Below are 23527 nucleotides of genomic sequence, written 5' to 3'. Positions count from 1 at the left end.
GATTATTTGTTTAATGCCTCTTTAATACGGATGATTAAGTCAGCATAATGAGCCCTAGAGGCATCATCTCCTTTATTTTTACTTCTATTCAATACATTCAACACCTTCTGTAGTTCTGCTCTTTTATAAGTAGTAACTTCAGATACCCTTTTCATTGATGAATAATTAATATTTCTAAGACTTTGAGCTTCTTCCTGGAAATTACAGATCATCGGAATATTCAAGTTCTGATCTACCTTTAATCCTTTCACAGCAGTTTTTTCAAATAATTTATTAACCGAAACAATCAAAGCATCCACATAATTTTTCTGTGTCATCTTTTCAAGAATCGTTAAGCTTCCTTTCTTATTGAAAATTGAACCTCTCACTTGTTCGAATAAATTGTCTACCGTGTAAACTTCTTCCTTCGAACCTGAAACCTGATGTTTCAATTCATTTTCAAGCATTCTCAACAGACGGTCATCCATAAACAAAGAATACAAATTACCATACTGCATTCCTCTTGCTAGATTATACGGAGTCTGTTCAAATGGACCCATTGGAGAGTTTTTAACCGCATACGTTTTCTCAGTAATTGGATTGAAAAACAACCATTCCGGAAGGTTTATCGAATTATTGATTAAGTAATCAACCGCTCTTTTCTGAATTCCAGCAGGCACCGGCTCGTAAGCTTTTTTCTTACTTCCAAAAACAGTATTATCTAAATAAATCCCTCCTACATTCGCCATAACGTGACCTGTGTACAAGTCCCATTGTCCGATAGCTCCCAAATACAGCTTACCTGAATCGGTATAGCTTTTCCCATCTTCATACGTCCATTTTAAAAGATTATCTACAACAATCTTTAAGTTTTTCATTCCATATTCACTGGCCTTCATCGCATCATCACCTAAATCTTCAGATTGTGAACGAGGATCAATGGTTTCTAAATAACTTTGCTGTTCTCCATAGAAATAGGTAGGATCATCCTGGTGCTTTTCTATTAAGTTTTTCAGTGCTTTTTTCTCAGTCACTGCATCAGGATACCAGCGGTAACCCCATTCAATAGCATATTTATCGTAAATACCGATTTTTGGAGTAATTGCCGTAACACCATCTTCAGGCTGCGCTACGTAATTGTAACGTGCATAATCCATAATTGAAGGTGCGGTACCTCCCATTCTGTCTGTAAATTCTTTTGAACGTAATGAATCTACCGGAAAGGCAAATGAAGAGCCCATATTATGTTTTAATCCAAACGTATGTCCTACTTCATGAGATGAAACAAAACGAATAGCTTCGCCCATGTGCTCATCACTAAATACATTTCCTCTGGCTTTAGGATCAATTGGCCCTGTCTGAATTCTCATCCATTCCTGAAGAGAAGTCATTACGTTATGCCACCAAATAATATCTGACTCAATAATTTCACCACTTCTAGGATCTACCACTGAAGGTCCCATCGCGTTTGATTTAGGTGAAGCAGCATACGTAATTACCGAATATCTTACATCATCAATATCAAAGTCTTTATCTTTGTCATCCGGCATTTTTGCGATAACGGCATTTTTAAAACCTGCTTTTTCAAAAGCAGCCTGCCAATCGTAAACTCCTGCAATAATTTTTTCACGCCATTGGATAGGTGTGGCAGGATCAATATAATAAACGATAGGCTTCTTAGGCTCTACCAACTCTCCTCTCAGATACTTTTCTCTATCTTCATCTTTGGGTTCCAAACGCCATCTTGTAATGAAACGTTTTTCATCCATTCTTTGCTGACGGTCATTGAAAGACCAATGCTTTTCACTGAAAAAACCAACTCTAGGATCATCAGTTCTTGAATTCATTGGAGTTTTAGAAAGCAATACGATATTGCTGGTAACACCAAGTGTCACAGGTAAATCTACCCCTCCTTCATTTACCGTTGTCGTTAATTGAGATTTTACAACAAGGTTCTGAGGAAACGTCTTTACGTTTTCAATATAAGAAAGGTTTGATTTTACGGATCCACCAAGCCCAACATTTGCTAAAACATCGTTGAAACTTTTTTGGTTCCCGTCAAAAACTTTATTTACTTTAATGGCTACCGAAGTAGAATCATTATTCTGTGCCTCGATATCAAAAACCTCAATTACAGATTCTGAGAAATTGTCTTTAACAGATCTTGTAATAACATCATTTTTTGGAGACGATACTTGTGGAACTACTGTTTTAACCCAAACTTTTTTGGCTACAGCATCACGGTGGAAAGAAATTACTTTATTTTCATAATTCATTCCTTTATTTAACCCCGCTTCATTCACCTGCATCGGAACTTGGGATAGTTTATTAACTACCAAAAACTGACGCCCCATTAAACTATCCGGAATTTCAAAATAAATATCCGTTTTTACCTTAATCGTATTAAAAAGACCTTTTTTATAAGTTCCTTTCTTGATCAGTTCTTCAATTTTCTTCGTTTTTTTTGAGGAAACATCTGTTTTAGCAGATTTTTCTTTATCAGTTTTTACAGTATCTTTTTTCTGTGCAAATGCTGCCGGCGAAGCCATAGCAAGCCCTAGATACAGTACAAGCCTGTAATTCTTCATTAAAATAGTACAATTCATGCCCAATATGAGATATCTTGGTTTCTATCGGCAAAACTATAACCTAGGAAACTATATCTATATTAATAGGGAGTGAAAGGGTGAATTATCGGAGTGAATGGATTTTTAGCCATTTAATCCATTAAAGGTAAGAAACAGATAAAATATCCACCTTCTATATATATATTCAGATCATTATTCTTGAAATACCCATATATTTGACTTAAATAATCTAATCCGAACCGTTCTCCCTGCACTTCTTCCGTCTTCGGCTGCCATGTATTCTTTACAATAACTCCACCTTTCTCAACGGTAATTGTAATCGCTAAAGGATTATCTATTGTTGCAATATTATGTTTTATTGCATTTTCAGTAACCAACTGAAGAGATAAATAAGGAATTCGCTTTTCTAAACTTTCTTCATTATTGATAATTAATTCAAAACTAATTTCTTCATCAAACCTACTTTTCAGAAGATCCATATACTGTTTAATAAAACTAATTTCCTGCGATACGGGAACAATATTTTCTCTTGGAGGAACAATAAGATATCTATAAATCTTAGAAAGATTCATCGTAAATTTCTGTGCATTCTCTCTATTGAGGCCAATCAACATATAAAGAGAATTCAGTGAATTGAACAGAAAATGCGGATTGATATTATTCTTAAGCTGCTGAAGCTGGTTTAATGCTTCGTCTCTGTGCATTTTTTCATTCTCAACAAGAAGTAAATTCTTTTCAGACTGTATCTTTTCTTTTTCCTGATACGCAATATTCGTAGCCCTATAAAACAAAATAAACACTGTTAAAATAAGAACCAAGGCGGCCAGAAAAATATAAACGGTATATCTTTTCGTTTGATTCACGCTTTCATCAATCAGGAAACTGACATAATTTACCACTGCATATCCTTCAAAATTATCTGTTTTTAAAGGTTTAATAAATCGGATAACTTCCACATCAAGATACTCAGAAATAGTATTTCTTTCGGTATATCCCAGTTCTGTTTTACTGCTTAAGGTATCTTTGGGCTGAATATCTGTAAAATCAAAAATATTCTTTCCCAAATACTGTTTATCGGGTGTGTGATACAAACCCCTTCTTTTGAAAAAACATACGTGTATGTATTGGGAGACTGATCAATCGTCGCAAAATATTGATGAAGATTATCCAAGCTCACCGCAGAACCGTAATAGAGCATATTTTTGTTAGACTGTACCAAGGAATCATAACTTAACCAATAAATACTGTCGTTATGCGTAATTAAATAGTTGTTGAAATTACCGGGTACTCTATTTTTTATTTTGATATACTTCTCTACTGTTTCATCTTTTTTAAGAACATCAGATAAAAGGTCTTTGTTGGGCGATTCACCAGAAACGCCATTATAATAGTAATACCAACTGTAAGGAACAAGTTTGCGTCTGCGGTTTAAATTATTTAAAACAGAAGAGTAATCTTTATAATTTTTCAGACCGTCTTTCTGAACCAGAGCACGAAGCAGATATTGATAATCTTCAATATTTCTAAACTCTTTTTCTACGGTTTCATACTTTCGTAAAAAGGTTTTTCTTGCAAATTCTTCATTATTTTTTCGGCTGTCATGCGTAATGAGAAGACTCAGAATCGCAAATGCCACCACTGCAATTAAACAAGCTGACAAAGCCGCTATAAAAACAGATCTTTGGGTGAGTGCGTGTTTAAAATTAATCTTCAATTGATTCTTATTGTTATTTCATTTAAAATAAAGTTTCTATTCAACTCATTTTAAATCTTTGTTTTGAGTAAAAAAAATGGAAACCCAATCGGCATCTCCCATAAACAGGAGACAAAAATACATAATTTTTTAAGCAAAAAAAGAGCAGTTCATATTCCAATGTTGAAAATCATTAGAGCCAATTTTACATAAAACAGCCTTATTAGTCATAAAATCACTCACTCTTTTCTATTTAATTAAAAAAATATTCACCTAATTTACAATATTAAAAAAACGTTCATTTAGTAAAATTAACTCCCATACAATCAGAAATATAAACTGATTACATAGAAATAAAACACGCCCTAAAAACCGATTATTTCAAGATTATTTATGTTTTATTTAAAAAAATATTCCGCTAAAACTTGCGCCGTATTATAAAAACCTCTACTTTTGCACCACAATAAACGAACGAAGTAAGTCAAACAAAAATATACGGTTTCTTAGCTCAGTTGGTAGAGCAATGGATTGAAAATCCATGTGTCCCTGGTTCGATTCCTGGAGAAACCACAAACCACCTTAATTAAGGTGGTTTTTTTATGTCTATATCTCTTCATTTTAAATTTAAAGATTCTAAACTATACCTAATTCGGCTATATTTTCTAGTTTTTGTGTAATTTTAATCACAAATTGATATTTATCTTTACATTAAAACACTTTTCAGGTACCTTTTATACAATGAAGCATATTATCTTCTTATTCTTATTAATTTTTTCATCTGGTAATGTGTTCGCTCAAAAAGACGACTCCACAACATATTGTGACATTTTAATAAAAAAAGGAATTGATGCCTTGTATAAAAAAGATCATCCCGCATCCTTAGAATTATTCGCTGAAGCTAAAAAAATTGCTGAACAAAAAAATCTGTACGAGAATCAATTCATTACCACCAACTGTATTGGGCTGAATTATTATCAAATGTCTGATTACAGCACGGCTTTAGATTATTACTTAGAAGCCTACTCCATTGCCGTAAAACATTTGAAAAGCGATCGCGAGATGACCATACTTAATAATATTGCTCTCGTTTATCTGCAACAGGGAAAGTATAAAGAATCTGAAAAACATCAAAAAAGAGCATACGATTTGGCCGTAACCAATAAAGACAATATTGGTATCGCCATTTATTCAAGCAGCCTGGCAGATCTTTACAATATTACGCATCAACTGGACAAAGCTGCCGAGTATATCAAAATATCAAGGCAGGCTTTGGTACAAAATAATGACCCGAGAATTGATATTGACCTTGATTTGGCAGAAGCTAAAAATTTCGTTGAAAGAAAAGACTACGACAAAGCGCTTAGCATTCTTGAACCTCTTTTAAACAAACTAAAAAGCAAAGAATATATCGATCATAGAATCTCTGCTTTATTAACACTCTCTAAAGTTTATTTAGGCAAGAAAGATAATGATAAAGCTATTTCCTATGCACATCAGGCACAAAAAGAAAACTTAAATTACACCAACACAAAAGACATTTACAATCAGTTTTCCCATCTTTATTTCAGTACAGGAGATTACAACAAAGCCCTGCAATACAAAGATTCTGTAATCATTGTTAAAGATTCATTGAATGCGATTAAAAATCAGGCAATGTATCAAAACAGTGAAATCAAATTAAAGCTTCAAGATTCGGAAAAAGAACTTAAAAGCGAAAAAAGATTAAAGTTTTACGTTGCGGCATTCTGTATTTCACTTCTTCTTTTATTAAGCTGGCTCTTTAGAACACTTTATTTAAAAAACCGACAAAAAAGAACCATCGCCGAGCGAAATGAACACATTATTGCCTTAGAATTAAAAAATAAAGAAAATGACAATCTTTTGCTTGAGCAACAAATCAAGGAAAAAGAAACCGAAACTCTTCTAGAAAAAGAAAAACTAAAGAATGAACTGGAAAGCAGAAACAGAAAATTAGCTGCCAACGCCATCCACATCGCTCAAAGAAATGATAAAATAGAAGAATATATTCTTAAATTAAAAAAGAATCCGGAGATCATTAAAAGCAATCCGCTTTCTCAGCAATTGGATCAATTAAAATTAATTCTGACAAAAGAAGACAGCAACGATGATTTTTTAACCCATTTTGAAAGAATCAACAGTAAGTTTATTGATACCCTAAAATTGAAACATCCAGACCTCACCCTGAATGATATTCGATATATCAGCTACATTTATATGAACCTTTCTACGAAAGAAATCTCTTCCATCTTCAATATCACCATCGAAGCTTGCAGAAAAAGAAAAGAAAGAGTTTCTAAAAAATTAAATCTGACAAACTCAAACGACTTATACAACTACCTGTCAAGTATTTAAATAAAATAGTCACGCTTTTTCCGTTGACCGTCTTAATATTTCCCTTTTCATTTAGTGTGAACTTTTCTTCAAAAAATAAATTTGTACTACTAATTAATAGAACAATATTATGAAGAAAACAGTACTTACTTTATTTTTTATTCTGTTTTTGCAAATGACATTCGCTCAGGTGAGTTTTGCAGGAAACCCAGAATACGGACAGTTGAGAAACTTTGTTTACGACAAAACTGTTAGCAACAAAATCTACGCAACCACGTATATTGATAAGCACATTATGGTATCCAACGATAATGGTACCACCTGGAATGTCTTATACACCCTTCCATACCCAGCATATGCGCCAAGTATATCACAAATGAAGCTCACGAATAATGGCACAGCATTGAGTTTTATTATATATTTCGGACCGGGAAGCTCGCTTAACGAAATAATTGTATTAGATCTGCAATCTTTAAGTATTTTAAAGGAATATAATATCCCTTCTAATGAAGCTATTGAAAAAATATCTAATTATTCTATTCTTGATAATGGCAATATGAATACTGCTACCCTATTTTCAAAAGGTAGCAGTGATAAGTTTTTCAAAACTACAAATGGAGGAAATACTTGGACTAAAGTCTATGACGGAGCTAACTATGAAGGTGTTCTATTAAATGACGCTATTATGGATCCTGTAGACCCTCAAAAACTTTACATTGTTCGTAATGGAGGTCCGGGAAATATAGATGGAGGCTTACTGAAATCAACAGACGCCGGAGCTACCTGGACAGAAACATTGAACGGACTTATTCTTCAATCCATTGCTATTAACCCTACCAATCCTAATATCATGTATGTCGGAACAGGGGTACTTTGGACTTATCCAACGCAGCATGAAGCGGTTTACAAATCAACAGACGGAGGAAGCACATGGGCAGAACAGACTGCTATTACTTGGTCTACAAGCACCTTCGGACTTAAAAATGTTCCAAAAATTGAAATAAACCCTTACGATCCCAACCATGTACTTGTTTTAGCAGATGACCGAGTAGCCGTAACAATTAATGACGGAAATACATGGACGACGACTCCACAAGACGGATTAGCAGATGGTACTTCTTATTATTATGGAATTAGCGCCGCATTTAATCCTAAAAATATAAATAATGTTTTAATTGCCAGCAACCGCTTTCCAAAATTTTCTTCAGACAAAGGAGTAACACTGACATCAATAGCCAATCCTTTTTTTAATGGAATGGGAAAAATAAATGTCCTAAACGACAACGGAACCGACAAATTGATTTATGGAGTACAATACGGTTATACCGTTAAAAATCTTGTGAATAATCAGGAAAATCCAATCAACGTAATGCCTCTTAACGAAAGCCCAATGAGCGGCCAAATAGGTCTTATTTATGTAGACCGAAAAAATGCAGGAAGAGTCTATACTTATTCTGGATCAAATTTTGGAGGAAACAATATTAACGTAAGTGATGATTACGGAGCCAATATAACACCGCTATATAATACATATGACACAGGTTTTACTGCTGCTGAAACAGATCCTACCAATCCAAACATTGCTTGGATAGCCACTTTCAACGGAGTGAATGCGACTTTAATCAAATCAAATTTCACCAATATCGGAAACCCTACCAATGATATCATCACGTTACCTTATGACGAAGATTATATTTATGGAATTAAAGTCAATCAAAATAATGCTAATGAAGTATTGGTAACCGTAGGTAATAAGCTATTTAAAACAACCAACAATGGAACTTCATGGACAGAAATTACGGCTGGCTTGCAAGATCTAACACTTCCGAATATTGCTTTAAGCTTGGTTCAGAATCCATTAAACACAAACCAATACACAATGACCGCTTCAAATGGTATCTATACTTCACTTGACTCAGGAAATACATGGTCCAGAATCTACAATGGAATGGTGAATAAAGTAGAACATTCTACTAAACAAAACGGACAGATTATAGGAATCACCAACACCTATTTCGATACTCTTCCAAAAGTAATTTACACCAACAACGGAGGAACAAATTGGCAGGAAAGAACAGCTCCCAACTATTTTAATACTACTGTTTTAGATGGTACAGCACGTTTTATAGATACGAATACTGCTGAGGTTTATTTAACAACCAATTCCCTAGGAATTATAAAAGATGTGATCAGCTTCTCTACTTTAGGAACTTCAAACCCAAGTATTGTAAAAGATGACATCAGTATTTACCCAAATCCGGCTCAGGATGTCATCAACATTAAATTAGGTAAAAATGCTACCCAGTTTAAAGTAACAATGTACAGCACTGCAGGACAATTGGTTTTAAGCTCAGAAAACAAATCTAGTATTGATATTTCTAATCTAACAAAAGGGGTTTACCTTTTGAAAATTGAACAACTCAACAGCCCAACGATAATTAAAAAAGTTATCAAAAAATAACTTCTTTAATCTTTTTTCACAATCCTGAAACCGCCTCTCCCAAAGGCGGTTTTTCAGTTTACTTTCAATTTTTTTTTGATTAAAAATAAATAGTCAGTAATTATCAATAAAAGAAACAGATTGATTATTCTTCTCTTTATCACTAAGATGTTATACCATTTTATGGGTCAGATTTCATTTAAAAATATAAAAATAGGCCATACTTTCAATACTATTCCTCATTTATTTACGTTGAAAATAAGTATATTCGCTTTTTTAATTTTATTTCAAAAAATGAAGAAGATCATCTCTGGATTATTTTTATTTACCTCCATCATTACGTTTGCTCAGGAAGCAATACAGTTTCAGGACCTACCATTCAAAGATCTTATTGCAAAGGCAAAGAAAGACAATAAACTCATTTTTCTTGATGCGTATACTTCTTGGTGTGGCCCTTGTAAAATGATGGAAAAAAATATATTCACTCAAAAATCTGTTGGGGATTATTACAATTCCAGTTTTGTGAATGCAAGATTCGATATGGAGAAAGGAGAAGGGAGAGAAATTGCCATGAAATATGGGGTTCGCTCTTATCCTACTTACTTATTTTTAAATGGGGATGGAGAATTGGTTTCTCAAAATTCCGGTTATATGGAAGGAGATATGTTCGTATCTATGGCCAAGGAAATAAATTCACCCAATAATAAAAAAGGTTCCCTAAAAGAGCGTTTTGCAAAAGGAGAAAAAGATCCTGAATTCTTGATCAACATTATGAAACTGAATTCATCATCTGATTTTGATTTCGCAAGAAAAGCCTCAGAAAGATATTTTGAAACGAAAAAGAAAACAGATGAATTATCAAAAGATGACATCGGATTTTTATTATTCTTTTTAAAATCTACCGAGGAACCGAACTATAAAGTATTTGTGTCTAAAAAAGCAGACATTATTAAATTTCTTCCAGAAGATACCTACAAACAATTTGATAATCAATTGATATTATCTAAAGTGGTTGAGCAATCCATTGATGATAAAAACAAAAGAATCAATGAAGAGTATTTCATGAAAACAGCTGAACCTCTGGTGGGAAAATATGATGCTGAGGTTAAACTTAATCAAACAAAATTAAGCTACTACGAACAGAACGCTAATTTTCCGGAATACGAAAAAGCAGCTTTAGAATATTATAAAAATTCAGATTCTTTTGAACCGAATGAGCTATTGAAAGCAGCATGGGTTTTCTCTGAGCAAATCAAAACTCCATCATCTTTAAAGAAAGGGTTGGAATGGGCAGAAAAATCTGTCATGAGAGGTGAAACTTCAGAAAACACCTATATTTTGGCCAGACTTTATTTCTTAACAGGAAATAATGAGATGGCAAAAACATACGCTGAAATGTCTAAAACAATAGCATCTCAGTCACAAAAAGATTCTACTCTAGCAGAAGCGTTATTAAAACAAATAAAATAACAAATGTTGAAAAATAAATTTCTTACAGGATTTCTAACCTTATTTTTAATAGGAAATCTAAGCGCACAGGAGCAGGAAAATGAAAAAGGCCTGTATATAAAAGGTAATGCTTTATTTCTTCCTGTGGGAATGTTGAATTTAGGCTTAGAATATCAGTTAAGCAGAAAATACACTTTACAAGGGGACGTTTTTGCTTCTCCCTGGAAATCTTTTGCAGGAAGACATGCACAAGTTTATATGGCCCATTTGGAAGGAAGATATTATTTCCAAGAAGCCTTTAAACACTGGTATTTGGGAGTAAATGCCGGGGCAGGAGTATTTGATCTTACCAAATGGAATTATAGTGGAACTGATAAATTCCAACGCGGATTTAACCTAATGCTTGGAGCTACTGTTGGTTACCAGTTTCAATGGAAAGAAAGATGGAATATTGATGTTTATTTGGGTGGAGGAACTTCTCAAGGATCTTATCATGGATACGAAAACGTTCCACCAGATAGTTTTATCAGATATGACGGAGCAGAAGGTTGGAATAAAAGCGGCGAGCTAATTCCTTACAGAGGTGGTATCATGATTTCTTATAAATTAAAATAATACAATGAAACTTTTCGGAAAAAACCATATTATCATTTCAGTTATTACTTTCGTCATTCTGTTTTTAATGAATTTTATAGGAAATGAACAGGCTGATAAATTACAAAGTGCTTTGATGATAGCAGCTGCAGGTGTTATTGGTTTAACAATTGGACTTTTCATCTTGAATAAAGGTAAAGATGACAAAACTCCGCCGCCTGATTTTGATTAAAAAAGTGAATTGTAAATTGTCAATCCGCTACGCTTGTGAATTTTAAAATTGACCATTGACTAGCGCAGCAGATTGACAATTCACCAACACTAGTTTTCGTAAACAACGTATTTCGTTCTTATTTTTTCGAATTTCTCTAAATCCGGTTTCCAGGATTCTTTGATCTCTTTGATTGATTTTCCGGAAATGATTTGCTTTCTCAACTCATCAGTTCCTGCCAACGTATCAAACCATAAATTCTTAAGGAAAAAATCCTGTTGTGGGTTTTTATAGTTTTTATATGCTTTAATCACCCATTCTAAATTTATTTCTCTTAAATCTGTTGAATAATTGGAAAGGTTTTCACCATAACATAGTTTACCGTTTAAGAAAGGATCTTTAGCCCCAAAATTCGGTTTTGGAGTAAACTGATAAGGCAGATCTTTCGTCCAAGGCGATCCGTAAATTTGAAAAGGCAAATCTGTTCCTCTTCCTACCGAAACCTGAGTTCCCTCAAAAAAGCATAAACTTGGATATAAGTTAATTGATTTATCGTTCGGTAGATTCGGTGATGGCTTATCTAGAATTGGGTAACGCTTTTTCTTATGATAATTTTGCATCTGGATCAAAGTATATTTTGCCTGAACTCCATTTTTCAGCCACTTTTCTCCATTCACCATTTTTCCGTATTCCCCAATTGTCAATCCATAGACTACAGGAACTTCATGCATTCCTACAAAAGTGGACCATTTTTTCTTTAAAACCGGTCCGTCTGTATACCCATCATGCGGATTTGGACGGTCTAGAACCATGATCTCAACATTATTTTCTGCTCCCGCTTCCATTAAATAGGTTAAAGTAGAAATATAAGTATAGAATCTGGCACCAACATCCTGAATATCAAAAATTACGATATCAATCCCTTTTAGCTGCTCCGGCTTTGGTTTTTTATTATTCGCGTATAAAGAAACAATCGGAATTCCTGTTTTTACATCTACCCCATTTTTCACTTTCTCACCTGCGTCAGCATCTCCTCTAAAACCATGTTCAGGAGCAAAGATGGCTTTAATTTTAATATTATTTTTAACCAAAAAATCTACCAGATAGGTTTTATCACTCATCAAGCCTGTTTGATTGGTGACAATACCCACTGTTTTATTCTTTAATAAGGGTAAATAAACTTCCGGGCGGTCTGCTCCGGTTTTAAAACCATCATTATTTGGCTTCTGAGAATAATATTGATTGAATACACCTAAAAAAATTAGGCAAATAAGAAGTAAATTTTTAATTTTGAAATCTAAATTCATAAGCTTGAAATTTCCTTTATATTTCTCTAGAAAAATAGCGTTTTCCAAAGATAACAAAAATAACCTTTCGAGGGTTATCATCTTCATAGGCAGACTTTCTGTGGCTTTAGGAATTATCGTTTCATTGATAACGGTTTCCACAGGTTTTGGTTCGAAGAAAGCGATTAAAGAGAGACTAGCAGATTTCAACGGACACATTACGGTAAAATCCACACGATCTAACTCTTCTTATAACACTTCGGTTCTTGATAATCAGGGATTAGATATTCCTAAAATAAAAGAACTCCCCGATGTAGAATCGGTTCAGGAATACGCCATGGTAACAGGAATCATGCGTAACGAGCATAATTTTGCCGGAATTATCTTTAAAGGAATTGGAAAAGATTTTGACAGTTTACGATTTAAAAAATTCCTGGTTGCCGGAAGAACTCCAAAAATTACAGAAGTAGGATACAATAATGGCGTTACGATTTCTCAAAAAATAGCCAATGATCTCCATTTAAAATTAAAAGACAGTATTGTTACCATTTTTTCAAAAGCAGATCAAAAGCCTATTTATAGAAAATTTGAAGTGGTCGGAATTTATAAGACTGACATTAAAATGATTGACGAACAGTTTGTCATTGGCGGAATTAATCATGTGAGAAAAATTCAGGATATGAAACCTAATGAAATAGGTGGAATTGATATTTTCCTGAAAAACGTAAATGATATTGACAGTGATTTCCCTGAAATCGAAGGCCTGATAGGTTATAAAAACTACGCAGAAAAAGCAACGGAAAAATTCCCTCAAATAACAGATTGGATCAGCATTTTCGATACCAATATCGCTTTGATCATCGTGATCATGCTGATTGTAGTGGTTATTAATATCATCATGGTGCTTTTAATTCTGATCATTGAAAGAACAAATTCTATTGGTTTGCTTAAAACGTTGGGAGCAAGCAATTCTCAGATACGGGCTACTTTTATAAATTATACTTTGATTATCATGGTGCCCGGACTTTTATATGGAAACGTTATTGGAATTGGTTTGATATTGTTACAAAAGTTCTTCGGAATCATTAAACTGAACCCTGAAAATTATTACGTAAGCACAGTTCCTGTAGATTTAAATCCGATTGCTATTATTTCAATTTCAGTGGGGATTTTGATTATTTCAGGATTGGCATTGATCATTCCAAGTTATTTGATTAGCAAGATTTCTCCGGTGAAGGCGATTAAGTATAATTAAAGGTGAATTGTGAATTTAGCTTCGCTAGTCAATTGTGAATTTTACTCTACATAAAGTTTGTCATTCCGGAGGAATCTAGACTCGCATTAGCCTTTCAACTGTTGAGATTCCTACGGAATGACAAAGAGGATGATAGTTGTTGTGCTTTCAAATAATGGTGAGATTGCTTCGTCGCTGTGCTCCTCGCAAAGACAACTATCTCTGACAACGACCAATACCCTAGCCCCGATTATAATGAAAATCCTTTTTTGAAAAAAAAGATTGCAATGGAAAGCGGGAAAAAGCTTCAAAAAATAAAAATAATCAATAAAGAATTGTCAATTAATTTCATTATCAGTTTTCCAGGTTCGTTTGTAAAATTCACTATTACCATTTGACAATTCACGGATTAATTATACTCAAATCATAATTGTTAATTATTTGAAAGCTGTATCTTTGCACGGCTTATAAAACCAATTATGAAATACGCAAAAAACATTCTTGAAACTATAGGAAATACGCCACTAGTAAAGCTTAATAAAGTTTTAGGAGAAGATTTCCCGGCATTAGTTTTAGCAAAAGTAGAGACATTCAACCCAGGGAACTCGGTGAAAGACAGAATGGCTCTTAAAATGATTGAAGATGCAGAAAAAGACGGAAGATTAAAACCCGGAGGAACCATTATTGAAGGGACTTCTGGAAATACGGGGATGGGGTTGGCTCTTGCAGCAATCATCAAAGGTTACAAATGTATTTTTGTGACCAACTCTAAACAGTCTAAAGAAAAATGTGATATTCTTCGTGCCGTAGGTGCTGAGGTAATCGTTTGTCCTACAGACGTAAAACCTACAGATCCACGTTCTTATTATTCAGTTTCTAAAAGATTGGCTACTGAAACAGAAAACGGATGGTACGTTAACCAATACGATAATTTATCTAACAGAACCGCTCATTACGAGTCTACTGCTCCTGAAATCTGGGAACAGACAGACGGTCAATTAACTCACTTTGTAGCTGGAGCCGGAACTGGAGGTACTGTTACAGGTTGCGGAATGTTCTTCAAGGAGAAAAATCCGAACATCAAAATAATTGGTGTAGATACGTACGGTTCTATTTTGAAAGAATTCCACGAAACGGGTGAGCTTCATTATGACCATGCTTACACGTATATCACAGAAGGAATTGGTGAGGATATCATTCCTGAAAACTATGATATGTCGATCATTGATCATTTTGAGAAAGTAACGGATAAAGACGGTGCGATCTACGCTAGAAAACTGGCTAAAGAAGAAGGAATTTTCTGTGGATATTCTGCAGGAAGCGCTATTGCTTCTTTAATTCAGATGAAAGATCAGTTTACGAAAGATGATGTAATTGTTGTTCTTTTACACGATCACGGTTCAAGATATGTAGGAAAAGTCTACAACGACGAATGGATGAAAGAAATGGGTTGGCTAGATTAATCAATCTCCATCATAAAAACAAAAATCAGAGTAAATGTTTACTCTGATTTTTTTATTCCTTTATATTTTTCTTAAGTACTTGCTTTAATACGCTGTAATCTTTCTCACTCATTGATTTTCGTGGAAACATATAGTTGAATTTTCCTTCCAGAGAAATAAATTCATTATTGCTATCGAAATATTTAAAATCTTCCCATTTACTCAATTCTTCCTGACCATTAAGATTGACATTAAAAATTTCATCATTGAATCTAATCTCATAGATTTTAGAATCTTCCAATGATTTTAAATATTTATTGACATCTTTTTTCCATCTCGAAACTTTATTTATGCTCAAAGAAAGATAAACCGTACAAAGCAAAAATAGAAAACTTACGAAATATAAAATTCCAAACTTCTCTTTGCTTAGATCACCTTTAAAACAAAATAAGATCAGTAAAATTAAACCTACAACAATGGTTGTCACTGTTTTTCCTTTAGTGGTCTGTGAAAAAAATAAACTTCCCTGATTACCGCTGAAATAAATCTCCTCAAAATACTTTCTGTTTACGTTCAACTTAATAATTTTATCTCCGTTCATTTTTTATGAAAATTTAATTTGCTTTACGATTTGCAAAGATAGGATTTTCATCCGATCCTCAGCTAGGTCGTCCCTTCGTAGCTTCTTTTTGCATTAAATTTTGATAAAACTAAATATCTTCATAATGAGCACTTATTCCGGAAAGCTTGATCATTAATTCACGGTTTTTGCGTTTTAAATCTTCCATTTTTCGAAGCATATCATGAATGACTTCTAACCCCGGAAGATTAATCTCCAGATCATAATGCCAGTTGGCAAATTTCTCAAAAACAGGAAGATCTTCATACATCAGATATCGAATTTCATTTTCAGTCTGAATATGTAACAAACCAGAATCTACCAGCTCATCAAAAAAAGTGATCTCTATATTGTATATTTTTACGAGTTCTTCTCGCGATATTTTTTCATCCATGACTTAGGCGTTTTTAAGTTGTTCGAAAAGTTCTTTCTGTTTCTCGGTAAGATTTGTTGGCAACTTCACTTCGTAAGTCACAAATAAATCTCCAAACTGTCCTTCTTTTTTATACACCGGAAAACCTTTCCCTTTCAGTCTTACCGTAACTCCGCTTTGGGTTTCAGGTTTTACCTTCAGGTTAACACTTCCATCCAATGTATTTACCTGTACATCACCACCAAGAACTGCCGTATACAAATCAATGGTCACTTTAGTTTTTAAATCATCTCCCACTCTTTCAAAATCAGGATCTGAATTGATGTTGAAAGTAATGTACAGATCACCATTTGGACCTCCGTTATACCCTGGGCTTCCGTGACCTTTGAGCTTGATTTGCTGTCCGTCATATACTCCCGCAGGAATGGTAATTCTTACTTTCTTGCCGTTAATATCAAAAGTCTGAGGGTGCGTTGTTGCGGCATCTCTTAAATTTAAAGTTAATTCTGCATGCACATCCTGCCCTTTGAATTTTCCGGAAGCACTTCCTCGCGAGCTCTTACCAAAACCACCGCCTGCTCCACCAAACATATCTTGGAAAAAGTCTGAAAAATCTTCACCTTCTCCAAAGTCAGCACCCGAAGATCTGCCTCCATAATGTCCGCCCTGACTTTGAGATTGCTGTCTTTGCTGTTGCTGTGCTTTTTCGTATTCTTCGCCATGCTTCCAGTGTTCTCCATATTTATCATACTTGGTACGATTTTCCGGATTACTGAGAACTTCATTGGCTTCATTCAGCTCTTTGAATTTTATCTCTGCTTCTTTGTCGTTGGGATTAAGATCAGGATGGAGTTTTCTCGCCTGCTTTCGGTACGCTTTTTTGATATCATCCTGCGTTGCGCTTTTATCTACGCCTAAAATTTTATAGTAATCTATATAAGCCATAAAAACGATTATTTACTCAAATTTAACAAATTTATGCCTGAAAATAAAATAATAGGATGTTAAAAATAAAACTATCTTTGATAAAAAACATGGATGAAAGAAGTATTTAAAAACTACTCCGGAATTATATTTTTACTCATCGGAATCACTGTAGGAAGTATTATCGGAATTATTGCGCCCCATTTTGTAGATTATATAAAACCTGTGGGAGATATTTTCCTTAATCTCCTTTTTGTGAGTGTAGTTCCATTAGTCTTTTTTGCCGTTTCTAATTCTATTGCTTCTTTGGAACAGCAGTCGAAGTTTGGAAAAATAATGTTGACCATGATTTTTACCTTCCTGTTCTTCATTTTAACGGCAGCTATTTTTACCATCTGTGTTGTTTATTTATTTCCTGTTTCGGGAGTTTCGGGAAGCAAGGAAATTGTAGAAGAAGCAGCCAATAATGACAGTTGGGGAAATAGAATTGTAGGTTTCTTTACCGTAGGAGAATTTACCCAGCTTTTTTCAAGACAAAATATGTTGGCGCTCTTAATTTTTGCTTTTATGACAGGATTTGCAGCCAGAAAAGCAGGTGAACAAGGGCAGCCCTTCAGAGTTTTTCTTGCCTCCGGATATGAGGTAATGAAAGAATTACTTTTATTGATTATGAAAATTGCACCGATTGGGTTGGGTGCTTATTTTGCCTATCAGGTAGCCACCTTAGGACCTCAGCTTTTTGGATTTTATGCGAAACCTTTAGGTTTATATTATATTGCAGGAATTGTTTATTTCTTCGTGTTTTTCTCACTCTATGCTTTTATGGCAAACGGACAAAATGGTATCAAGAGTTTCTGGAAAAATGCAATTTATCCAAGCTTAACTGCACTAAGTACTTGCAGCAGCTTTGCCACAATGCCTGCTAATTTACAGGCAGCCTCAAAAATTGGTGTTCCAAGTTCTATTGCGAATCTTGTGATTCCTATCGGGACCACTTTGCATAAGAATGGATCTTCTATGTCTTCGATCATTAAAATTTACGTGGCCTTCTTAATTATTGGCAGAGATTTTTTTGAACCGACAAATCTCTTGTTAGCATTAGGAATTACCGTTTTTGTAAGTATCGTTGCAGGAGGAATTCCGAACGGTGGATATATTGGCGAAATGCTGATGATCTCTGTGTATAAATTACCTCAGGAAGCGATTCCAGCTGTAATGATTATCGGAACATTGGTTGATCCTTTAGCAACCGTTTTAAATGCAGTTGGACAGGTTGTTGCTTCGATGTTTGTGAATCGGTTTGTCAAGACTTGATGTTTTATTTAAACACAATTTTAACCTCCTTTTTTTTAGGTTAAACACAAACATCTGCGTTATCTGCTATAAATCTGCGGGAGAGTTTTTAAACATAGATGATTTTGTTTCGCAGATTAAACACGAATGACACGAATCTTTTTTCACGAATTTGCACAAATAATTTAAACGCAAACATCTGCGTTATCTGCCAAATCTGCGAGAGTTTTTTTCAGCCGCAGATTTTCACAAATTTATTGTGTTATAGATTAAACATAAATTACACGAATATTTTTCACTAGTTTTCACAAATAATTTGAATCGTCTTTTTTTCTCGCAGATTTTGCAGATGACGCAGATTCTTCAATACAATATATCAAACTTTTATTCACTACGTTTTACGGGTTCTAGGTTTTCGAATTCTTCAGGGGTAAAAAGTTTATATTCTACTTTAAATGTTTTCCCTAAAGGAGTTTCTAATGAAAACCCGCCCGGTCCGAAACCATCCACAACATCTAACGTAAAGTGAGAGTATTTCCAGTATTCAAATAAATCGCGATCGATCCAGAATTCGTGACCATTGATGGTTCCTATCATAGCATCGTTCATTCTTGGGAAAAAACCTCCTTTTTCGAAACATTGAGGCTGAGTACCTTCACAACATCCTCCGGCTTGGTAAAACATGAGTTCACCATATTTTTTTTCTAACTCCCAGATTACTTCTAGTGCCTTTTCTGTGACGGATACTCTGGATATTTTGGTTTGCATTTTTTATAATTATTAATTATTCGTTCTTTTACCTTGAAGTAAAAGAACCAAAAGTTCAAGACTTGGAAACTTACGCTAAAAATTAAAAGTTAATCCTAAAATTCCCAAAACTCGTGCGGATTTAATTGTTGTTCTTCGGTTCAAAGTTTGATCCCGCACTCAAACAGTGGAAATTTTTTAACGGATGAATTTTTAATTTTATTAACGCTTCATTTTCCTATGTCACATTTTCCACATATAAAGTTAAAGAAAAGTCCGGAGAAAAACTCTACCGGACTTCATTAAACCCATTATAATTTAACTTGCACTTCCTGCAATATCAAGAACGATTCTACCATCGATCTGTCCTGCTTTCATTTTATCGAAAACTTCGTTGATATCTTCCAGTTTTGCAGAAGTTACGGTTGCTTTTACCAATCCTTCATTGGCAAAATCTAATGCTTCCTGAAGATCTTTTCTTGTCCCAACAATGGAACCTCTTACCGTAATTCTTTTCAATACTGTTTCAAAAATTGGAAGTTCAAAAGATCCGGGAGGAAGTCCATTCAGAGCAATTGTTCCTTTTCTTCTCAACACATCAATTCCCTGTTTGAATGCGATAGGAGAAACCGCTGTGATCAATGCGCCGTGCATTCCGCCGACTTCCTTATGTAGATATTCTCCAGGATCTGTGTTTTTTGCATTGACCACTAAATCTGCTCCTAATTTTTTAGCCAATGCCAATTTATCATCTGATACATCAATCGCTGCAACGTGCATTCCCATTGCTTTTGCATATTGTACAGCAACGTGCCCTAATCCACCAATTCCTGAAATGGCTACCCATTCTCCCGGTTTTGTTTCTGTTTCTTTTAATCCTTTATAAACCGTTACTCCTGCACAAAGAATTGGGGCAATTTCTAAAAAGTTAACATCCGATTTTAAATGTCCCACATATCTTGAATCTGCAATCACATATTCTGCAAAACCACCATCGACGCTATATCCGCCATTCTGTTGAGCATGACACAATGTTTCCCAGCCTGTGATACAGTAGTCGCAACATCCACAAGCAGAATATAACCATGGAACTCCCACTGCATCTCCTTCTTTCACCATGGCTTCCGGTCCACACGCTACGACAATTCCGACTCCTTCGTGTCCTGGAATTAATGGCATTTTGGGTTTTGCCGGCCAGTCGCCATCTACTGCATGTAAATCTGTATGGCAAACTCCACACGCAATTACTTTTACGAGTACTTCATATCTTCCCGGTACTTTTACAGGAACTTCTTGGATTTGTAGCGGTTGTCCGTACCCTTGAACAACTGCAGCTTTCATTGTTTTTGGAATCATACTATTTTGATTTTTTTGAGTTAGTTTTTTGTTTGCTTTTTTGCTTTTTCTTGGAAGCCTTGTCAAGGCTCATAAAATCTCCTGCTCACCCGAAAAATGTCGGATAAGGGAAAAAAGTAGTTTTTTCGCGTGAGGGATAGGAAGGGCGGCGAGGAACGAGCCGGTGCGAAGTGAAACGGAGCACCGAAACGAAGTGGAGCCTTGGATAGCCCGACCGTTTTGCCTCGGCCTAAGCTGAGGCAAACGGGCACGCCCTAATATTTAAAATTAAAAGAAACCTAATTTATTTTTGTTGTAAGAAATCAACATGTTTTTGGTCTGGCGATAATGATCTAACATCATTTTGTGGTTTTCTCTACCAATTCCAGACTGTTTATATCCTCCGAAAGGCGCTCCAGCAGGATAAGAATGGTATTGATTTACCCAAACTCTACCCGCCTGGATCTTACGAGGAACATTGTATAACTGATGCGCATCTCTTGTCCAGACTCCGGCTCCAAGACCATAAATGGTATCGTTGGCAATTTTGATTCCCTCTTCTTCATCTTTAAACGTTGTAAACGCCAACACAGGACCGAAAATCTCTTCCTGAAAGATTCTCATTCTGTTATTTCCTTTGAAAATTGTCGGCTGGATATAGTATCCCTCTTCCAAACCTTCCCCCACATTGTTTACATCACCTCCCACAAGCACTTCTGCACCTTCTTCTTTTCCTAATTTGATGTATGAAAGGATTTTATCTTTTTGAATCTGAGAAGCCTGAGCGCCCATCATCACTGTTTTATCTAAAGGATTTCCTACTTTAATAGCTTTTACCCTTTCTATCACTTTAGCAATAAACGCATCTGCAATATCTTCCTGAACCAATAATCTTGACGGACACGTACAAATTTCACCCTGATTTAGCGCAAAAAGAACAGCACCTTCAATGGCTTTATCTAAAAATGCATCGTCTGCATCCATCACTGAACTGAAGAAAACATTTGGAGATTTACCCCCTAATTCCAACGTCACCGGAATGATATTTTCTGTCGCATACTGCATTACCAAACGGCCTGTCGCCGTAGAACCTGTAAATGCTGCTTTATTCACTTTTGGATTTGTAACCAACGCTCTTCCCAATTCTGCACCGAAACCATTAACAATATTGATAACGCCTGCCGGCAACAAATCTCCTATCACTTCCATTAAAACAATAATAGAAATCGGGGTGCTTTCTGCAGGCTTCAACACGACGCAATTCCCTGCTGCTAATGCCGGAGCAAGTTTCCAAACTGCCATTAATAAAGGAAAATTCCAAGGAATGATTTGAGCAATGACTCCCAACGGCTCATGAACGATCAAAGAAACGGTATCTTTATCTAACTCGTTATGAGATCCTTCATCAGCACGGATAACAGACGCGAAATACCTGAAATGATCTACCACCAAAGGTAAATCTGCCGCCAATGTTTCTCTTACCGCTTTACCGTTATCAATTGTTTCAACGGTCGCCAGATATTCTAAATTTTGCTCTATTCTGTCTGCGATTTTATTTAAAATAATACTTCTTTCTGTAGAAGATGTGTTTTTCCACGTTTGAAAAGCTTTGTCGGCCGCATTTACAGCCAATTCTAAATCTTCTTTAGAGGAGTGCGCTGCCTGTGTGAAATTTTTTCCGTCAATTGGAGAGACTACATTAAAATATTGTCCATTAACCGGAGCAGTAAATTTTCCGTCAATATAGTTATCATATTTGCTTTTGAATTCAGGCCAGTCTAAAATAGTACCTGATTTTTTTTCTGTAATAGTGCTCATATTAGTATAATTTTAATTTTTCTGTACAACCAAATTACACTTACCTCTGAGAACCCTATAGCACAATCGTATAAAAAAGCATCACAATAGTGCAGAGGCTTAATTTTATAGTTTTATTAACAACTGTATCGCATTTTAATTTCTATATTTGAAAGAAGAGGCAACAAAAAATGTTTAGAAATGAATAATAATAAATTTTTATTAAATACTCCTGAATTAAAGAAGGAAAATCAGCTTTTAAACCTCATTGAAAATCAAACGAAATTCAATCTAAACAACTGTGAATTTAGTATCTATGAAACCCATAAAACCGCTTTTGACGTAAAACTTCATTTTGAAAATATTGCTTTTACAGCGATGCTCCGTGGTAAAAAACATATGAAGCTGGATAATAAAACCAATTATTTCGACTATTTTCCGGGAGAAAGTATTTTGGTTGCCCCAGGAGAAACCATGGTCATTGATTTTCCTGAAGCCGACGAAACGCCCTCACAATGCATTGCTTTAAGCCTTAATCCTGATTTTATTGAAACCTCTTTAAACCATTTAAATTATCATTTACCAAAAGTAGATGAAACTTCACAATGGAATATTCAACTCGATGAATATTTTCTTTTTAACAATAAATCTCTTGCTTCTGCGACCAACAATATCATGAGAATCGCCATGGATGACAATTCTGAAAAAGATATTATGGCAGATTTTGCGTTGAAAGAACTCCTGATAAGGCTAATGCAAACCCAAGCAAGAAGTATGGTTGAGAAAAATATTGCTAAAAATAAATCCAGAATTGGTTTTGCCGTTGACTATATTAAAAATAATCTTCATCAGAAATTATCAATCGACAGTATTGCTAAGTTGGCTTATGTAAGCAAATCTAATTTCTTTAAAATGTTTAAAGATGAGCTCGGGACTTCTCCGAATGAATTTATTTTACAGGAAAGAATAAACAGGGCTAAAGAACTATTGGTGAGCCAGAACAGCATTAAAGAAACTGCCTATCAAACAGGATTCTCAGACACCAATTATTTCACCAGAGTTTTTAAACAATTGGTAGGAATTACTCCGAAAAGTTTTCAAAACAATACTACGTTTAATGAGTAGATTGTTGTTAGCGTTCAAATCATTTCTCCACCATCAAAATTTGCAT

Annotated in this window: 19 protein-coding genes and 1 tRNA gene; 10 read left to right on the top strand and 10 right to left on the bottom strand. The window is 34.8% G+C overall.

Going from position 1 to position 23527, the window contains the following annotated elements; genetic code table 11:
* Positions 1–2: 2 nt before the first annotated feature.
* The 3 genes from AMQ68_RS24145 to AMQ68_RS25760 form a co-directional block, all read right to left on the bottom strand.
* Positions 3–2567 carry a zinc-dependent metalloprotease gene (locus AMQ68_RS24145; protein ID WP_241775210.1) on the bottom strand — a complete coding sequence of 855 codons (2565 nt, stop codon included), beginning with the start codon at positions 2565–2567 and terminating at the stop codon, positions 3–5.
* A gap of 131 nt (positions 2568–2698) precedes the next feature.
* Positions 2699–3631, bottom strand: coding sequence for a sensor histidine kinase (locus tag AMQ68_RS25765; RefSeq protein ID WP_241775205.1), 933 nt, complete (start codon positions 3629–3631; stop codon positions 2699–2701).
* Positions 3580–4281, bottom strand: coding sequence for a hypothetical protein (locus AMQ68_RS25760; RefSeq protein ID WP_241775204.1), 702 nt, complete (start codon positions 4279–4281; stop codon positions 3580–3582). The genes AMQ68_RS25765 and AMQ68_RS25760 overlap by 52 nt, the downstream gene beginning before the upstream one ends.
* A gap of 476 nt (positions 4282–4757) precedes the next feature.
* Here AMQ68_RS25760 and AMQ68_RS24135 point away from each other — a divergent pair.
* From AMQ68_RS24135 to AMQ68_RS24110, 6 genes are all read left to right on the top strand, one after another.
* A tRNA-Phe gene (locus AMQ68_RS24135) sits at positions 4758–4830 on the top strand.
* A gap of 168 nt (positions 4831–4998) precedes the next feature.
* Positions 4999–6633 (top strand): tetratricopeptide repeat protein, encoded by a 1635-nt coding sequence (locus AMQ68_RS24130; protein WP_054513160.1) that lies wholly within the window; start codon positions 4999–5001, stop codon positions 6631–6633.
* A gap of 109 nt (positions 6634–6742) precedes the next feature.
* The gene (locus AMQ68_RS24125; protein ID WP_054513159.1) at positions 6743–9073 is read left to right on the top strand and encodes a T9SS type A sorting domain-containing protein; all 2331 of its coding nucleotides are present in this window, start codon (positions 6743–6745) and stop codon (positions 9071–9073) included.
* A 273-nt stretch (positions 9074–9346) separates the two neighbouring features.
* Entirely contained in the window at positions 9347–10522 is a 1176-nt protein-coding gene (locus tag AMQ68_RS24120) for a thioredoxin fold domain-containing protein (protein ID WP_054513270.1), read from the top strand.
* Between the two features lie 3 nt (positions 10523–10525).
* The gene (locus AMQ68_RS24115; protein ID WP_123905781.1) at positions 10526–11116 is read left to right on the top strand and encodes a DUF3575 domain-containing protein; all 591 of its coding nucleotides are present in this window, start codon (positions 10526–10528) and stop codon (positions 11114–11116) included.
* A gap of 4 nt (positions 11117–11120) precedes the next feature.
* Entirely contained in the window at positions 11121–11327 is a 207-nt protein-coding gene (locus AMQ68_RS24110) for a hypothetical protein (protein ID WP_054513158.1), read from the top strand.
* 89 nt (positions 11328–11416) lie between these two features.
* Here AMQ68_RS24110 and AMQ68_RS24105 read toward each other — a convergent pair whose 3' ends face one another.
* Positions 11417–12613 carry an exo-beta-N-acetylmuramidase NamZ domain-containing protein gene (locus AMQ68_RS24105; protein ID WP_054513268.1) on the bottom strand — a complete coding sequence of 399 codons (1197 nt, stop codon included), beginning with the start codon at positions 12611–12613 and terminating at the stop codon, positions 11417–11419.
* Between the two features lie 4 nt (positions 12614–12617).
* Here AMQ68_RS24105 and AMQ68_RS24100 point away from each other — a divergent pair, with 4 nt between their 5' ends.
* Positions 12618–13847, top strand: coding sequence for an FtsX-like permease family protein (locus AMQ68_RS24100; protein WP_054513157.1), 1230 nt, complete (start codon positions 12618–12620; stop codon positions 13845–13847).
* A gap of 458 nt (positions 13848–14305) precedes the next feature.
* A complete protein-coding gene (locus tag AMQ68_RS24095) occupies positions 14306–15289 on the top strand; it encodes a PLP-dependent cysteine synthase family protein (RefSeq protein ID WP_054513156.1) in 984 nt (327 codons plus the stop codon).
* A gap of 52 nt (positions 15290–15341) precedes the next feature.
* On the opposite strand, the gene AMQ68_RS24090 is transcribed toward AMQ68_RS24095, so the two are convergent.
* The 3 genes from AMQ68_RS24090 to AMQ68_RS24080 form a co-directional block, all read right to left on the bottom strand.
* Entirely contained in the window at positions 15342–15869 is a 528-nt protein-coding gene (locus AMQ68_RS24090) for a hypothetical protein (RefSeq protein WP_054513155.1), read from the bottom strand.
* Between the two features lie 109 nt (positions 15870–15978).
* On the bottom strand, positions 15979–16281 hold the full coding sequence (locus AMQ68_RS24085; RefSeq protein WP_054513154.1) for a chaperone modulator CbpM: 303 nt from the start codon (positions 16279–16281) through the stop codon (positions 15979–15981).
* Between the two features lie 3 nt (positions 16282–16284).
* Positions 16285–17205, bottom strand: coding sequence for a DnaJ C-terminal domain-containing protein (locus tag AMQ68_RS24080; protein WP_054513153.1), 921 nt, complete (start codon positions 17203–17205; stop codon positions 16285–16287).
* Positions 17206–17298: 93 nt separating this feature from the next.
* Here AMQ68_RS24080 and AMQ68_RS24075 point away from each other — a divergent pair, with 93 nt between their 5' ends.
* Entirely contained in the window at positions 17299–18498 is a 1200-nt protein-coding gene (locus tag AMQ68_RS24075; RefSeq protein WP_054513152.1) for a dicarboxylate/amino acid:cation symporter, read from the top strand.
* Between the two features lie 363 nt (positions 18499–18861).
* On the opposite strand, the gene AMQ68_RS24070 is transcribed toward AMQ68_RS24075, so the two are convergent.
* The 3 genes from AMQ68_RS24070 to AMQ68_RS24060 all read right to left on the bottom strand — a co-directional run bounded on the left by AMQ68_RS24070 (position 18862) and on the right by AMQ68_RS24060 (position 22377).
* A complete protein-coding gene (locus AMQ68_RS24070; protein WP_054513151.1) occupies positions 18862–19245 on the bottom strand; it encodes a DUF779 domain-containing protein in 384 nt (127 codons plus the stop codon).
* 297 nt (positions 19246–19542) lie between these two features.
* Positions 19543–20580 (bottom strand): alcohol dehydrogenase AdhP, encoded by a 1038-nt coding sequence (adhP, locus tag AMQ68_RS24065; protein ID WP_054513267.1) that lies wholly within the window; start codon positions 20578–20580, stop codon positions 19543–19545.
* 267 nt (positions 20581–20847) lie between these two features.
* On the bottom strand, positions 20848–22377 hold the full coding sequence (locus AMQ68_RS24060) for an aldehyde dehydrogenase family protein (RefSeq protein ID WP_054513150.1): 1530 nt from the start codon (positions 22375–22377) through the stop codon (positions 20848–20850).
* 180 nt (positions 22378–22557) lie between these two features.
* Between AMQ68_RS24060 and AMQ68_RS24055 the strand changes: the two genes are divergently transcribed.
* Positions 22558–23481: a helix-turn-helix domain-containing protein gene (locus tag AMQ68_RS24055; RefSeq protein ID WP_054513149.1), complete on the top strand. Its 924-nt coding sequence runs from the start codon at positions 22558–22560 to the stop codon at positions 23479–23481.
* Positions 23482–23527: the final 46 nt, after the last annotated feature.

Origin of the sequence: Chryseobacterium sp. ERMR1:04, assembly GCF_001297705.1 — a bacterium.
GTDB lineage: Bacteria > Bacteroidota > Bacteroidia > Flavobacteriales > Weeksellaceae > Chryseobacterium.
The sequence above is the reverse complement of the archived record's forward strand: the minus strand, read 5'-3'. Positions and strand labels throughout refer to the sequence as shown.